Source organism: Rhodococcoides kyotonense, assembly GCF_001645385.1.
Classification (GTDB): domain Bacteria; phylum Actinomycetota; class Actinomycetes; order Mycobacteriales; family Mycobacteriaceae; genus Rhodococcoides; species Rhodococcoides kyotonensis_B.
Genome location: NZ_LVHI01000006.1, coordinates 93,947 through 106,856 on the forward strand (window position 1 = coordinate 93,947; position 12,910 = coordinate 106,856).

A 12,910-nucleotide genomic window follows, 5' to 3' on the forward strand; every position below is an offset into this window, starting at 1 on the left:
TCTTCTCCTCACTCAGTCGCGAACGAGCAGTGGAACGAGGCGAACGTACGCGACCATACCGACAAGTTCGACGAGTGTCTGCGTTACCACCACGACTGCTGCCAACGACAGTTCCTCCGGAAGCGCCAGGGCCAACGGTAGGACGACCAGTGAGTTCCGCGTCGCGCCCGAGAACACTAAAGCCCTTGTCGCTCGGACGTCTTGACGCGATACGCGACTCACCGCGAGGCCAGCGAACGCCATGATCACCAGGAATGCCACGAAAATCGGTACTGCCGAGAGCAGTTCGGTGCCGTGTGCCCGAACCTCCTCGATCTGCGACGCGACGACGACCAACAGTGTGGCCATCATGATCGGAACCATCGCCGACGCCATCGCATCCATCACCCGCGCGCCGACGCGGTGGCGTCGCGCAACCTTCTGCGTCACCGCGGCCAGCGACAACGGGATGGCGATGAGTACGACGAAAGCCTCGACGAACGGGGCGATGTCGATGATCGACACCAGATCCGATCCGACGAAGATCCACAGGTACAGCGGGAGAAACGCCATCTGTAGCAGCATCAGGATCGGAGCGGCGGCGAGCAGTCGTTCCGACGCCGCACCTGCCAGGCCGCTGAACACGATGACGTAGTCGATGCAGGGGGCGAGCAGAACCAGCAGGATGCCGACGAGCAGAGCATGATCGCCGGCGACGAACCGCGTCAAACCGAAGACGACGATCGGTACCAGAAGGAAGTTGAGGACGACGGAGCTGGTCAGAAAGCTGCTGTCGCGCAACGCAGTACCGATGTCCGAGAACGGGACCGCGAGGAACGTGGCGTACAGCAGGACGAGCAGAACCGGATTGATCGCGTGCCCGAACGCAGGGGCCGTGCTCGGCGCGAGCAGCCCGATGACCGCACCCGCGAGCAGCGCCGACAGGTAGAGCGGAATTTGATGCTTCTCGAGCCACTCGACCTTCACGTGGTGCTCTTCGGCGCAGGCATGACACTCAGGATAGGCGCCTTCCGATTACCGCATGGGTGAGCGGGTTATGCGGTCGTAAGACCCCCGCGTCTACGGAAGGAAGTATCACCATGTCAGACAGCCGCCCCCTCGCGCTGGTCACCGGCGGATCATCGGGGATTGGATTCGAACTCGCCAAACAATTCGCACAGCACGGGTACGACGTCGCGATCTCAGGGCAGAGTGAACGTGTCTACGCATCGGCCGACGCGTTACGTGGACTGGGTGTCGAGGCGTATCCGCACCGCGCCGATGCTGCCACGTACGACGGAGTCGAAAGTTTTTGGACTTTCGTTGCCGATCTCGGTAGACCCGTCGAGGCGGCGGCGTTGAATGTCGGGATCGGGCTCGGAGGTGCGTTCGTCGACAACGACCTCGACGACGAGCTCAGGCTCATCGCCATCAATGTCGCCGGGACTGTGCACATGGCAAAAAGGGTTGTGCAACACATGGTTCCGAACCGTCGCGGGAAGATTCTGATCGTGTCGTCGGTGTCGGCGACTACCCCGACTCCCTACGAAACCGTGTACGGACCGTCGAAGGCGTTCGGCTTCTCGTTCGCCGAATCGTTGCGAGAAGAACTGCGGGACAGTGGTGTCAGTGTTACCGCCTTGCTGCCGGGCGCCACCGACAGCGACTTTCACGCCAACGCAGGTATGGGTGATACGAAATTCGGCGACAACAGTTGGAAGAACGACAAAGCAGTTGTCGCACAGCAGGGGTACGACGCATTGATCTCCGGCGTCGACCATGTGGTCGGTGGCGACGACGCGACCAAACAAGAAGCCGTCGACAACCGTACGACGCCTGAGCCCGAAAAGGCGGCGAAGATGGCCGAACAGGCACGACCGGGCTCGAGGTAGTCGAAGATCGGACTGCGCGGATCGCGTGCAAGAATCGACGACGCGAATGCCACGCTGTCTGCGCCGGTGAGCACCACGTGAAGGTCGGGTGGCTGGAGCGTCAGAGCTGCGGTGACCCGCTGTTCGTCGATGTCGAGCCTCATGGCACTCAGGATGAGCGCTACGGTGCGCTCGTCATCGGCGTCGACTCAGAGGCTCATACCGGCGAGCAGCGAGTCCATCCAGGGGTACAGCTCGTCGCCGGGAGTGGACAGTTGCGCTTTCACGGCGCGCGTGAAGTCGTCGGCCAAGATTTCGAGCTGCCCGGCGGCGATCCCGTCGTACGCCAGCGCGGCGACTGTGGCGGGACTGCTCTTGGGTGCGTCGATGTCTGCGGTCATCTGCGTGTCGATCATGCCGACGAGCAAACCGGTGACCTGCGTGTTCTGGCTTCCCAGGGCGAATCGAAGTGCGTTGGTGGCGGACCACATCGCGCCCTTGGAGACGGCGTAGCCGGTCGGCATGTTGCTCCAGCTTGCCACCGAGAGCACGTTCAGCAGCGAGCCGCCGCCGTTCTTGCCGAGCACCGGTGCAAATCCGTTCGCGACACGGAGATTTCCGAAGAAGTTGGTCTCGAAGATGAGGCGCAGTTGATCCTCGGGGCCCGAAATGAAGTCTCCCGCAGGTGCTATGCCCGCGTTGTTGACGACGAGGTCGACATCCGGTGCGGCCTCGACGGCACGAGCAACGCTGGCCGCGTCGGTGATGTCGAGTGTCAGCGCGTCGACTCTCGGGTCGTCCCAGTGCTTCGGAGAGCGGGCCGCGGCGTACACCTTGCGGGCGCCGCGCTCCAGGGCCTGGCGTACGAATTCGCCGCCTAGGCCGCCGTTGGCGCCGGTCACGAGAACTGTCCGACCGTCGAGGGTGTTGTTCATCTAAACTCCTGTTTCAAGTGGGGACTGTCCCCGATTGCAAGTATGTGGGGACATCCCCCACTTAGTCAAGGAGGATTCATGAGCGCTGCCCGCCCGTTGCGTGCCGACGCGCAACGCAACCGCGACGCCATCCTGTCCGCTGCGCGTGACGTGTTCGAGGCCGACGGCGTCCTGTGCTCTCTGGATGCCATTGCTGTCCGTGCCGGGGTCGGTAATGCGACCCTGTACCGAAACTTTCCGACGCGCGACGACCTGTTGGCCGCAGTCATCCAGCTCGCTATCGAGAAGGCGATCGAGGCGGCGGAGGAGCTTCGAAGTGCGCGATCGCCTCGGGATGCGCTGGCGGAGTGGACCTTTCATCTGACGTGGCAGTTGCGCATCTGGCACGATCTACCGGATCGCGTCGCCGCGACCTACGTCGATGCGGACTCGTCGGTCTACGAAGCGTGCGCTCCGCTGGTGCAGCAGACTGCGACGCTGTTGGACGCGGCCAAGCAGTCGGGAGATGCCGTCGACGACGTCAGTCCCGACGACGTGTACGAGCTCGCCATGACCCTGTCGTGGGGCGTCGACCGTCTGGGGGACGACGAGCAGAGAGCGCGCCGACGCGTCGCATTGGCGTCGGCGGGCGTCTTCACCCGCCGCGGCTGACGGCGGGAGCAAGGCCGAGTTGACACGCGCGTCTGTGACGCGCAACACTCTCCGTGACCGAGCGATCGGTCGGTCGGTGCGACGGAGAGGATCTACATGGCGACGCTCGTGGACGTCTGGAAAGCGCGGGTGGCGGCGAACCCCGAACATCCTGCGATCGCGTATTTCGACGGCATCCTGAGTGCACGCGAGGTCGACGAGATGTCCGACGCCTTCGCCGTCGCGCTCGTCGAGAAAGGCGTCGGACACGGTGACAGGGTCGGCATCCACCTGCAGAACATTCCGCAGTACGCGATCGCCTTTCTTGCGCTGTGGAAGCTCGGTGCCGCGGCGCTGGTGCTGAATCCCATGTACCGCAGGGCGGAACTGCGCCACCTCGTCGACGACGCGGGTGCCGTCGGCATCATCTGCGCCGACACCGCCGTCGCCGAGAATGCAGAAACGATGAAGGACAGCACTGTTCGGTGGATAGTCGGCACCAGCGATTTCGACTTCCAGACGCGCAACGACCCACGAGTGTTCGGTGACCGGACTCGGGAGCGCCACGACGGTGTCGACGATCTGGTCGAGCTCGTCGAGCGCTTCCGCGGCGCGACGCCTGAGGCGGCAGAGGTGAGTCCTACCGACACCGCCATCCTCGCCTACACGTCGGGAACCACCGGACCGCCCAAGGGCGCGTTGAACTCTCACGCAAATATTCTCGCGGTGGCGACGACGTTCGCCGAGCTCGCCCGCGTCGACGACGGCGACGTCGTGCTCGCCGTCGCGCCGCTGTTCCACATCACCGGCGCGGTCATCAACGCCACGATCGCGTTGATGAAGGACTGCACCCTGGTGTTCGCGAACCGCTTCGCCGCCGACGTCACGCTCGACGCATTCGCCGAGCACGAGGTCACGTACACGATCGGCTCCATCACCGTCTTCAACGCGCTCTACAACTCACCGGCAGCGACGGCGGCTCACTTCGCGTCCATCAAGACGCTGTATTCCGGTGGTGCGCCCATACCGCCGGCTGCTGTCGAGAAGTTCGAGAACAAGTTCGGCCACTACATCCACAACGCCTACGGGATGACCGAGACGTCGTCGGGCGTCATCGCCGTCCCGCCGGACCGTCGCGCACCCGTCGACCCCGCCAGCGGAGCGTTGTCCATCGGTATGGCGTTGCCGCAGGTGGAAATTCGCGTCGTCGACTTCGACGGGACGCCGCTGCCCGACGGCACGCAGGGCGAGCTCGAAATCGCTGGGCCGCAGGTCGTTTCCGGGTACTGGCAGAAGCCTGAAGCCACCGCGAAGACGTTTCCCGACGGCCGACTCCGCACCGGCGACGTCGCCATCCGCGACGCCGACGGTTGGATCTACCTCGTCGACCGCCTGAAGGACCAGATCAACGTGTCCGGCTACAAGGTGTGGCCACGCGAGGTCGAGGACGCGTTGGTCGCGCACCCGGCTGTGGGCGAGGCGGGCGTCGTCGGACAGCCCGACGACTATCAAGGAGAATCCGTCGTCGCCTTCGTCTCGCTCGTCCGCGACGCCGAGGTCACCGAACAGGAGCTGCGAGCGTTCGTCGGCGACAGGCTCGCAGCATACAAGCGCCCCAAACACATTCACATCGTCGACGAACTACCCAAGACGCAGACCGGCAAGATCCGCCGCACGGAGCTGCGCAACACAGAAGCGAAGGTCACCCGATGAGTCAAGACGTCACCCAGCAGAACGGAACGCCTGCGTTGACGATGCGTGCAAAACGTAAGTCGCTCTTCGCAAGTGCGGTCGGCAACGTACTCGAGTGGTACGAGTGGAGCGTCTACGCCGTGTTCGCGCCGTTCATCGCAGCGGTCGTGTTCAACAGCGACAACCCGGTCTCGGCGCTGCTGTCGACGCTGGCCGTGTTCGCGGTCGGCTTCCTGATGCGTCCACTGGGCGGCATCGTGGTCGGACGCATCGCCGACCGGCGCGGCCGAAAGTTCGTCCTGATCTGCACGATGCTGATGATGGCAGGCGGCAGCCTCGTCATCGGCGTCATGCCGACGTACGACGCGGTCGGGGTGTGGGCGTCGATCATCCTGCTCGGTGCCCGGATGGTGCAGGGCTTCGCGCACGGCGGTGAATCGGCGACGGCGTACTCGTACGTCAGCGAGATCGCGCCGCCGAACCGTCGCGGCATGTGGGGCAGTGTTGCGTTCATCGCGATCTTCGGCGGATCCGTGCTCGCGTACACGATCGGTGGGGCGATCACCTCGACGCTGTCGGAAAGCGCTGTCGGTCAATGGGGTTGGCGTATTCCGTTCCTGATCGGTGCGGTGCTGGCGCTCGTTGCGCTCTACCTGCGACGCAGCATGGAAGAGAGCGAGGTGTTCGACGGTCAGGCCGACGCGCCCGAGCGGGTGAAGATTCCGCGTCGCACCATCGTTCGTGCCGTCCTGCTGATGATCTGCATGACGTCGGGAATCACTGCCGCGCACTACACGTGGACGTCGTACATCTCGACCTTCGCGATCACGCAGAAGGGCATGGACCCGGACGTCGCGTACTGGATGCTCGTCATCGCGCAGTTGATCGCGCTTGTGTCGCTTCCGTTCTGGGGCAGACTGTCCGACAACATCGGCCGTCGTCCGATGTTGTTCACGTTCGCGGTGTTGTTGTTCGCGCTGCAGGTGCCGCTGACGATGATGATCACCGACGCCGGCTGGACCTTGTTGGTGTCGACGACGGTCGCGCTTCTCATCGTGTCGATTCCCGCGTCGGTGTTGTCGGCGACGCTGTCGGAGAGCTTCCCGACCGCGTTGCGGACGCAGTCGATCGGGTTCGCGTACTCGCTGTCGGTGGCCATCTTCGGTGGTACCGCGCCGTACCTGAACCAGCTGTTGATCAACCTCGAGATCGGTTGGGCGTTCGGGGTCTACATCATGGTGCTGTGCGTCCTGACCGGCCTGGCCTGTGTCTTCATGCGCGAGACCAAGGGAATTCGCTTGGAGGACGCATGATTCCTGGGTCCTCCGCCCGGTAGCGACAGGCCATGCGGCCGCCCGGTCGGTTGGGGTTTCGAGTGCTTCGGTGTGGTGCACACTACATTTTCGACGTCCTACTCACCGAAAAGGATTCCTATGCGCCCACTTGCACGAGTTCTGACCGGAGCGGCCGCGTGTGCGCCGCTGATGCTGGCCCTGCCCTCCACCGCGGCGGCCGCCGAGCCCGGCGACGTGACCTACTCGTACGCGGTGAACGGTTCGTCGGTGACCAACACCATCACCAACAATTCGGGTGTGCAGTTGCAGTGCGGTACGTCGCTTGCCCCTGCGCCCGGCGGGGTACTCCCACCGGTGGCCGAGGTGCTCGCCAACGGTCAAACTCTGTACTCGACCGACCCTGCCGGACAGCCAGGAGTGAGTACGCAGACGGTCTCCGACGTCCCCGCGGGTGACTACGTCGTGCTCGCGACGTGCGGTACGCAGGACAGCGACCCGGCGTACGCCTGGATCTCGGACTACCCCGGCATCCAGGATCAGCTGGGAACGTTCCCGTGGACGGTGTTCACGGTGCAGCAGGCATCGACGGTCGTCACGGTCGGGCCGCCGAGCCTCATCCCGGACCTGGGTTCGCTTCTTCCCAGCGGTAGCGCCTTCTGAGATTGACGGCCGCGCATCTGGGTAGTTCGAACTCAGGTCCAGTCACCGGAGGAGGAACCATGTCGCAGACCGCAGAGAGCTTGCAGGCCCTGTACGACAGCGCACCCAATGCGCGGCTGATTCTCGAAGAGGGTCGACTCGTGCTCGACGTACCCGAACAGCATGTCGACAACGATGTCGTCGAGGTGATCACCCGCGCCGGGTTGCTCGACCGACTCGCGGAGTTGGGTACCGAGCACCCGTCGGTGCAGGATCTCGAGAACTACGCGCCGGTGGTCGACGACATCGCGGCGAAACTCGGGGCTTGAGGGCGTAGCCGCACTCAGGCCATCATCCGTCGGTCTGCTTTGTAAGGCGGAAACCCCGTCGATGCAACAGGATTCCGAGCGCCGCACCGATGATCGATCCGATGACAGGCAGCGCTACGAACCAACGACGGAGGAACAGCCCAGATCGGACGTCGAAGTCGTGGTTCATCGACGTCTCGTAGGCGCGGCTCATCTCGACACCTCGTAGTGGTTCGTACACGCCGTTGTACATGACCTCGGGTTCGAAGAACGTCTGCTGCACGTAGTCGAAGACCATGGGCAGCAGTCCGACTGCGAGTCCGACAACCATGAGTAGTAGCACGAGTGGGCGCACTGACTCAGAGTATGTGCGAACTGGAGTTCTCCCCGCAACGGCCACTGCCTCGCCGACGGGTGGCGTCGGCGAGGTGGGAGGAAGTCACTTCGCAGTGGCTTCTACGCAGCAGGTTTTCGCCGCCGATGATAACTGGGAATCGGTTTTCGCTCCGGATCGACCGATATCGGGGGTACGAGGAACGGGTGGCCGTCGTCGCCCATCACGACGTCCCAGCCCCGGTGGTGAATGTCGTTGTGGCAGTTCGTGCAGAGCAGCGTCAGGTTGGTGATGTCGGTGTTACCGTCGTCGCGCCAGAAGACGATGTGGTGCACCTGGCACCAATCGGCAACCGAACCGCATTTGATGCAGCAACGGTCGCGCACGGTGACTGCTATGCGCTGTTCGCGTGTGGCGAGTCGGACAGACTGTCCCATGGCGAGGACGGCGCCGTTGTCGTCGACGATGATCGGGTTGAACTCGGCGTCGCACGTGAGCATGCGGGCGAGGCTGTGGCTGATCGGGCCGGTCCAGTCCAGGTGAAAAGGCCAGCCCGGATACTCGGCCCTTCTGTTCGACGAAGGCGACGGAGTGCAATCGGCGCCGGGGGCAAGCAGGTCGCGAAGCTTGACCGTCGCGTTGACACGTGTGGCAGGTCCGCTTGCGTCGCCACGGCCAGCCTGGAGTTCAAGGATGCGGGAAAGGCCGTCGGCCTGCCGTTTCGACGCACTTCGCGGGTCGCGGGTGCCGTCGGGCCCAGGTTCAGGCCGCGAATGCTCGGCGATGGCCGATCGCAGTTTCTCCCCGAGAATTTTGTCGACGTCTCCCTGAATGGTGGTGCGGCCGTTGGCCTGCTCGTACAGGTCGAGCTTGTTGAGGTCCGTATTCTCCGAGACAGCGGGCGGTGGAGGTCCGATAGGGTCCTCGTCGTCGACAGGTGGTTCGGCGTCACGCCTCTCGTCCTGCTCGCGCTTCTTCTCCTCGTATCGGGCGCGCGCATCCTCCGCGGCGGCGTGAGCGAGTTCCTGTGCACGGACCTTGACGTCCTCTGGAGTGCCGGCTGTCGCGGACGTGAGAAGGTCGGCAACCACGTCGGCCAACTTCTCTGCTGTCAGGGTGGGATCGGCTGTCTTGATGTGGTTGTGGCCGTCGTAGATTGCTTTGAAATGGCCGGCGTGGATGTCGCTGGCTGCGAGGGCAGCGGTGACCGTCGGGAATGAACCGAGCCAGACCGCGGTGTCGAATTGCCGGTATGCGTTCCCCAGTGCGACGCGTGTCGCCAGAGCGAGCCACGGTCCGGGTTTCGTGTGCCCGACCATCTCGCTCAGACCCCGCTTCGAAAACTCTGCAAGTGCCGCGAGTTTGCGTGCTGCGAGGAGGTTTTCTGCAGCATGGATCGCAACGACGCTGTCGATGATCTCCTGGTCGGACAACGCCTCCGCGGCACCGTACAAGTCCCCCAACTCGTGCATGGCGGGGAAGATACAACGACCCTCCGACAAGTACGGCCGACGGCATCACCAGTGCCAGGCGTCGCCTCCGACGTTCTCGATCGTGCGCTGCAGGACCAGAATTGTCGTTGCGAATTCGTCTTCGGTGATGCCCTGCATGCGCTCGGTCTGCAGTTCGCGCTGCAACGTTTCCGCGCGAGTGAACTGCTCCGCACCAGCAATGGTGAACGTCAACATCGAAGTCGATGCGGAAATCCACCCTTTCGACATGGCCGATTCGATGGCGTCGACGATCGCCCGGGGTGTGTCGTTGTGTCCGATCTTCTCGACCGTCGCGTTGCGGGCGACACCGCCGGGATGGAGCGAAATCTGGTGTAGCAGCCACCATTCGGGTTGTGTCATACCAATGTCGCGTAATGCGCCCTGCGTGCGTCGACGAATAGCCTCGCCTGCGCGGACGGTCCAAAATCCGAGAGGCTGACGTTCGGGTGGTTGCATCGGGCGCGTCGAATTCATGCACGCAACGGTAGAACCTGAAGCGGACTCGAGGTCAAGTGCCAAGGCCACAACGGCTTTCGTGAGTCGGGACCGGTGCCGACTCCCTCCGATCAAACCGACCCATGCCCCAGGTCGAGCAGCTCCTCGTAGAACCCGCCGATTCCGCGCTCGCGGTCGACGAGGTGAATCTCGAGGATCCAGTGGCATCGGCGCCCGGATCGGTCGTCGCGGCGCATCGGCCGATCGCTCCCGGGCGCGATGTAGGAACCGATCTCCTCGCCGGCGATCTTCTCGTGGGGGAACTCACCGACGAGATGCCCTGCGATGGAGCCTCCGAACTCCCACCCGGACTCTTCGGCGAGTTCGACGACTCGGGCATACAGCTGCTCTCCGGTGATGTCGGGATGGGCCTCGAAGTGGGCGCGGCCGGCATCGAACACCGTTGGGAGGGCGTCGCGCAATCGGTGTTTGATCGGGTCGTCACCCAAGACGTAGGTGCGGCCGAAGTCGGCTTCCCACTGCTCGAAGATCGGGCCGAAGTCGCAGAAGACGATGTCGTCGTCGGCGATCGTCCTGTTCGGCGGGTTCTGGCGATAGGGCTCGAGCGTGTTGACGCCGCTGCGGACGATGCGCTTGTGCCAGAACTTGGTCGTTCCGAACATGTCCGACGCGAGGTCGCGGATCTGGTCGCTGACCTGCTTCTCCTGCGCGCCGGCGCGGATCAAGCCGCGGTCGGTGATGGCGTCGAACAGTGCGACGGCTTTTGCCTGGGCGTCGATCAGCTTCGCGACTCGGGTCTGTTCGTCCTCGACGGGGGCGGCCATGCCCCGAATCTATCAACCGGTCTGCGCGTCGAAGTAGAGGTGACTGTGGAGCCTGCACCCCGGATTGAATGCCGAAGAGCAGTGCGGGCATTCGGTAACGTTCAGGTAGCTCTCGATGCTGATGCGAGTACGACAAACGCCGCACAGAATCGCGGGGGAGTCGAAGGTATACGCAGGCCAGACGGTCCGCGCATGATCCTCGGTCTCGTCATGGCACAGGTAGCACGGATAGAACTTGCCGCAGCAGTGGAACTCCATCGCGACGATGTCGAGGGCCGTCGCGTAATGGATGCATCTCGTCTGATCGTCGACGGTGGGTCCGTGCACGGTGACCATGTCGGTGCCCTCCCATCGGGTGTGCGCGGGTCTCGACGCACCTTACAGATCAGTCGGGTATGGACGCGACGTCGGGAGCCACGACGCCGAACAGATCGGAAATCGCGGCGAGGCTGGCTACCTGCAGAGCCGAGGCGGCCGCGTCGGGAAGGCGTCGTGTTGCGGTTGCACTTGCGACGACGGTCGGCTGATATCCGAGACTGAACGCCCCACGCGCGCTGGAGTTGATGCACATGTGAGTCATGAAGCCCGCCAACAACAATTTCTCGTGGCCGAGCGCCTTCAACGTGTCGTCGAGGTCGGTGCCGACGAACGAATTCGGGAAGTTCTTGACGATGACCTTCTCGTCGCCCTGGGGTGCGACGCGGTCGACGATTCGGCCGATGTCGGCCGTGACGTCGTACGGGGTTCCGACGCCCGCGTCGTGCATGATGTGCACGATCGGGGTGCCTGCGCGTCGCGCACGATCGAGCAGCGCTGCCGCAGCATCCAAAGCGGGCTGAACGTTCTCGAGTTCGAGCACACCCTCGGTGTACGTGTTCTGGCAGTCGATCATCACAAGGGTGGAGTCGCTCAGCGCAGCCGGAGCATCGGGTAGGCCGGTGAGCTGGCGCAGGGTCACGGGTTCGGTCATGTCTGCCTCCTGAATTGGTTCGTTCCTGCAGGCTCCACTCTCGCCCGGCTCGAGCGTATCCAGGCTTTGGTTGCATGCGAGTTGCAGCTACAGCGGCACCCATACGATTACCTCCATGAGCACCGAAAGCGCACGCGGATCTGCATGGTCGACGGCGGCAGTGATCGTCGGAATCGTCGCGGCGGGCACCGTCGTCGCGGGTCTGTCGAACGAGCCGCAGTCCGACGCAATCTCGATCCCCGGATGCGACGAGGTCATCCAACCGGAGGAGATGGAGCGCATCAATTTTGCGATTGTTGGTGGCGGCGACGCTTCCTGGCTGTCCGAACCAGAGATGAAAGCACTGTCCGACGCGTTGGTGCAGTCGGTGCCGGAGGACGTCGTCGTCGAACCGGATCCGTCGTGGCCTCCGTTCGCTTTCGAGTCAACGACCGGCGGGGAGGAAGTAACCGCGATCGGAAAGGTGTCCGTCGACGGCCGCGCCGGACAGCTGGCCGTGCGGGTGCTGCACTCCGACGACGGGCCCGGCCCTTGTTTCGCCGGAACCGTCGACGAACGACGTACCGACGACGATGGAATCGTTCTGGACATCTCCGATCGCCGCGTTATCGCTTACGTGCCGGACGGCAGCAAGATCGATGTGTCGAGTGATGTCCTCACACGAGACCAGATGATCACCGTCGCAACAGATCCGGGCTTACGCGTCGGCGATTCGTAGGTCGGAAGCGGGCTCCCACCGAAGTAGGTCGCCGGGCTGGCAGTCCAGTGCTTCGCAGAGCGCTTCGAGTGTCGTGAAGCGAACGGCCTTCGCGCGCCCGTTCTTCAGCACGGCGATGTTGGCAGGCGTCACGCCGACGAGTTCGGCGAGAGTGCCGACGGACATTTTCCGACGCGCGAGCATGACGTCGATGTCGATGACGATGGGCATCAGATGACTTCGTCGAGTTCGGACTGCAGCTTGGTGGCTTCGGTATCGCGCGCAACCGCTTGTGACAAAAGCATTCTCAGTACGAGGACCAGTAGAGCCACTCCTCCGATCACCAACGATGCGCCGCAGATCAACCCAACGATTCCCGGCGGCACCGCTTCTCCCGGAGCCAACACCACCGCGAGGGCGAACGCGAGAACGGCAGCTGCCGTCACGGCGCCGATGATGACGTCGACGAACCGAAAAGATCTGGTGGAGAACACGGTTCCCTTGCGGACCAGCGTCAGTAGCCTCCACACGCAGATCGCGACTATTTGGAGGGTGACGATCCCGAGCACGACGATCACGACCAGCGGTACACGCACCGAGGCGGGCGCGTCGTCGAGATCGATCCACGTCAACGGCACCATGACGGCTTGTACGAACACCGAACCCGCAAGCGCGAGCGCGATGACGACTCGAAGAGCTGCGACGACGATCCGTCCCATGACGAGTCCTTTCTATCGAGATCCGATACAAAGCTATCGAATATCGATAGATAATGCCATCGGTGCGG

17 protein-coding genes are annotated in these 12,910 nt (G+C 63.6%); 7 read left to right on the forward strand and 10 right to left on the reverse strand.

Features of this window, described 5'->3' with window-relative positions; genetic code table 11:
- Positions 1-12 precede the first annotated feature (12 nt).
- A complete protein-coding gene (locus A3K89_RS05230) occupies positions 13-966 on the reverse strand; it encodes an arsenic resistance protein (protein ID WP_068422878.1) in 954 nt (317 codons plus the stop codon).
- A gap of 113 nt (positions 967-1,079) precedes the next feature.
- Here A3K89_RS05230 and A3K89_RS05235 point away from each other — a divergent pair, with 113 nt between their 5' ends.
- Positions 1,080-1,871: an SDR family NAD(P)-dependent oxidoreductase gene (locus tag A3K89_RS05235; RefSeq protein ID WP_174551367.1), complete on the forward strand. Its 792-nt coding sequence runs from the start codon at positions 1,080-1,082 to the stop codon at positions 1,869-1,871.
- Between the two features lie 188 nt (positions 1,872-2,059).
- Here A3K89_RS05235 and A3K89_RS05240 read toward each other — a convergent pair whose 3' ends face one another.
- Entirely contained in the window at positions 2,060-2,785 is a 726-nt protein-coding gene (locus A3K89_RS05240; protein WP_068422881.1) for an SDR family oxidoreductase, read from the reverse strand.
- 78 nt (positions 2,786-2,863) lie between these two features.
- Between A3K89_RS05240 and A3K89_RS05245 the strand changes: the two genes are divergently transcribed.
- The 5 genes from A3K89_RS05245 (at position 2,864) to A3K89_RS05265 (ending at position 7,370) form a co-directional block, all read left to right on the forward strand.
- Positions 2,864-3,436: a TetR/AcrR family transcriptional regulator gene (locus tag A3K89_RS05245; RefSeq protein WP_068422884.1), complete on the forward strand. Its 573-nt coding sequence runs from the start codon at positions 2,864-2,866 to the stop codon at positions 3,434-3,436.
- 96 nt (positions 3,437-3,532) lie between these two features.
- A complete protein-coding gene (locus A3K89_RS05250; protein ID WP_068422887.1) occupies positions 3,533-5,128 on the forward strand; it encodes a class I adenylate-forming enzyme family protein in 1,596 nt (531 codons plus the stop codon).
- The gene (locus tag A3K89_RS05255; RefSeq protein ID WP_068422890.1) at positions 5,125-6,420 is read left to right on the forward strand and encodes an MFS transporter; all 1,296 of its coding nucleotides are present in this window, start codon (positions 5,125-5,127) and stop codon (positions 6,418-6,420) included. Before A3K89_RS05250 ends, A3K89_RS05255 begins: the two co-directional genes overlap by 4 nt.
- A gap of 120 nt (positions 6,421-6,540) precedes the next feature.
- The gene (locus A3K89_RS05260) at positions 6,541-7,062 is read left to right on the forward strand and encodes a hypothetical protein (protein ID WP_068422893.1); all 522 of its coding nucleotides are present in this window, start codon (positions 6,541-6,543) and stop codon (positions 7,060-7,062) included.
- Between the two features lie 59 nt (positions 7,063-7,121).
- Complete coding sequence (locus tag A3K89_RS05265; RefSeq protein WP_068422897.1) at positions 7,122-7,370, forward strand: hypothetical protein; 249 nt, start codon at positions 7,122-7,124, stop codon at positions 7,368-7,370.
- A 22-nt stretch (positions 7,371-7,392) separates the two neighbouring features.
- On the opposite strand, the gene A3K89_RS26775 is transcribed toward A3K89_RS05265, so the two are convergent.
- The 6 genes from A3K89_RS26775 to A3K89_RS05295 form a co-directional block, all read right to left on the reverse strand.
- A complete protein-coding gene (locus A3K89_RS26775) occupies positions 7,393-7,704 on the reverse strand; it encodes a hypothetical protein (protein WP_157105243.1) in 312 nt (103 codons plus the stop codon).
- Between the two features lie 101 nt (positions 7,705-7,805).
- Positions 7,806-9,155 carry an HNH endonuclease signature motif containing protein gene (locus A3K89_RS05275; RefSeq protein ID WP_068422901.1) on the reverse strand — a complete coding sequence of 450 codons (1,350 nt, stop codon included), beginning with the start codon at positions 9,153-9,155 and terminating at the stop codon, positions 7,806-7,808.
- Between the two features lie 45 nt (positions 9,156-9,200).
- Complete coding sequence (locus A3K89_RS05280) at positions 9,201-9,536, reverse strand: hypothetical protein (RefSeq protein ID WP_254303433.1); 336 nt, start codon at positions 9,534-9,536, stop codon at positions 9,201-9,203.
- A 206-nt stretch (positions 9,537-9,742) separates the two neighbouring features.
- On the reverse strand, positions 9,743-10,456 hold the full coding sequence (locus A3K89_RS05285) for a M24 family metallopeptidase (protein WP_068422906.1): 714 nt from the start codon (positions 10,454-10,456) through the stop codon (positions 9,743-9,745).
- A gap of 12 nt (positions 10,457-10,468) precedes the next feature.
- Entirely contained in the window at positions 10,469-10,792 is a 324-nt protein-coding gene (locus tag A3K89_RS05290) for a CHY zinc finger protein (protein ID WP_068422909.1), read from the reverse strand.
- Positions 10,793-10,841: 49 nt separating this feature from the next.
- On the reverse strand, positions 10,842-11,426 hold the full coding sequence (locus A3K89_RS05295; RefSeq protein WP_068422912.1) for an isochorismatase family protein: 585 nt from the start codon (positions 11,424-11,426) through the stop codon (positions 10,842-10,844).
- Between the two features lie 115 nt (positions 11,427-11,541).
- On the opposite strand from A3K89_RS05295, the gene A3K89_RS05300 reads away from it, so the two are divergent.
- Positions 11,542-12,144, forward strand: coding sequence for a hypothetical protein (locus tag A3K89_RS05300; protein ID WP_068422915.1), 603 nt, complete (start codon positions 11,542-11,544; stop codon positions 12,142-12,144).
- Here A3K89_RS05300 and A3K89_RS05305 read toward each other — a convergent pair.
- Complete coding sequence (locus tag A3K89_RS05305; RefSeq protein WP_068422918.1) at positions 12,124-12,354, reverse strand: helix-turn-helix domain-containing protein; 231 nt, start codon at positions 12,352-12,354, stop codon at positions 12,124-12,126. The genes A3K89_RS05300 and A3K89_RS05305 overlap by 21 nt on opposite strands.
- Positions 12,354-12,842, reverse strand: coding sequence for a DUF2975 domain-containing protein (locus tag A3K89_RS05310; RefSeq protein ID WP_068422921.1), 489 nt, complete (start codon positions 12,840-12,842; stop codon positions 12,354-12,356). The genes A3K89_RS05305 and A3K89_RS05310 overlap by 1 nt, the downstream gene beginning before the upstream one ends.
- Between the last annotated feature and the right edge of the window lie 68 nt (positions 12,843-12,910).

Bases quoted from the DNA above. Each gene is read 5' to 3' on its own strand.
- A3K89_RS05305 (WP_068422918.1), bottom strand. From the start codon at position 12,354: ATGCCCATCGTCATCGACATCGACGTCATGCTCGCGCGTCGGAAAATG.
- A3K89_RS05240 (WP_068422881.1), bottom strand. From the start codon at position 2,785: ATGAACAACACCCTCGACGGTCGGACAGTTCTCGTGACCGGCGCCAAC.
- A3K89_RS05275 (WP_068422901.1), bottom strand. From the start codon at position 9,155: ATGCACGAGTTGGGGGACTTGTACGGTGCCGCGGAGGCGTTGTCCGAC.
- A3K89_RS05250 (WP_068422887.1), top strand. From the start codon at position 3,533: ATGGCGACGCTCGTGGACGTCTGGAAAGCGCGGGTGGCGGCGAACCCC.
- A3K89_RS05290 (WP_068422909.1), bottom strand. From the start codon at position 10,792: ATGGTCACCGTGCACGGACCCACCGTCGACGATCAGACGAGATGCATC.
- A3K89_RS05300 (WP_068422915.1), top strand. From the start codon at position 11,542: ATGAGCACCGAAAGCGCACGCGGATCTGCATGGTCGACGGCGGCAGTG.
- A3K89_RS05285 (WP_068422906.1), bottom strand. From the start codon at position 10,456: ATGGCCGCCCCCGTCGAGGACGAACAGACCCGAGTCGCGAAGCTGATC.
- A3K89_RS05255 (WP_068422890.1), top strand. From the start codon at position 5,125: ATGAGTCAAGACGTCACCCAGCAGAACGGAACGCCTGCGTTGACGATG.
- A3K89_RS05295 (WP_068422912.1), bottom strand. From the start codon at position 11,426: ATGACCGAACCCGTGACCCTGCGCCAGCTCACCGGCCTACCCGATGCT.
- A3K89_RS05310 (WP_068422921.1), bottom strand. From the start codon at position 12,842: ATGGGACGGATCGTCGTCGCAGCTCTTCGAGTCGTCATCGCGCTCGCG.
- A3K89_RS05260 (WP_068422893.1), top strand. From the start codon at position 6,541: ATGCGCCCACTTGCACGAGTTCTGACCGGAGCGGCCGCGTGTGCGCCG.
- A3K89_RS05235 (WP_174551367.1), top strand. From the start codon at position 1,080: ATGTCAGACAGCCGCCCCCTCGCGCTGGTCACCGGCGGATCATCGGGG.
- A3K89_RS05280 (WP_254303433.1), bottom strand. From the start codon at position 9,536: ATGACACAACCCGAATGGTGGCTGCTACACCAGATTTCGCTCCATCCC.
- A3K89_RS05265 (WP_068422897.1), top strand. From the start codon at position 7,122: ATGTCGCAGACCGCAGAGAGCTTGCAGGCCCTGTACGACAGCGCACCC.
- A3K89_RS05245 (WP_068422884.1), top strand. From the start codon at position 2,864: ATGAGCGCTGCCCGCCCGTTGCGTGCCGACGCGCAACGCAACCGCGAC.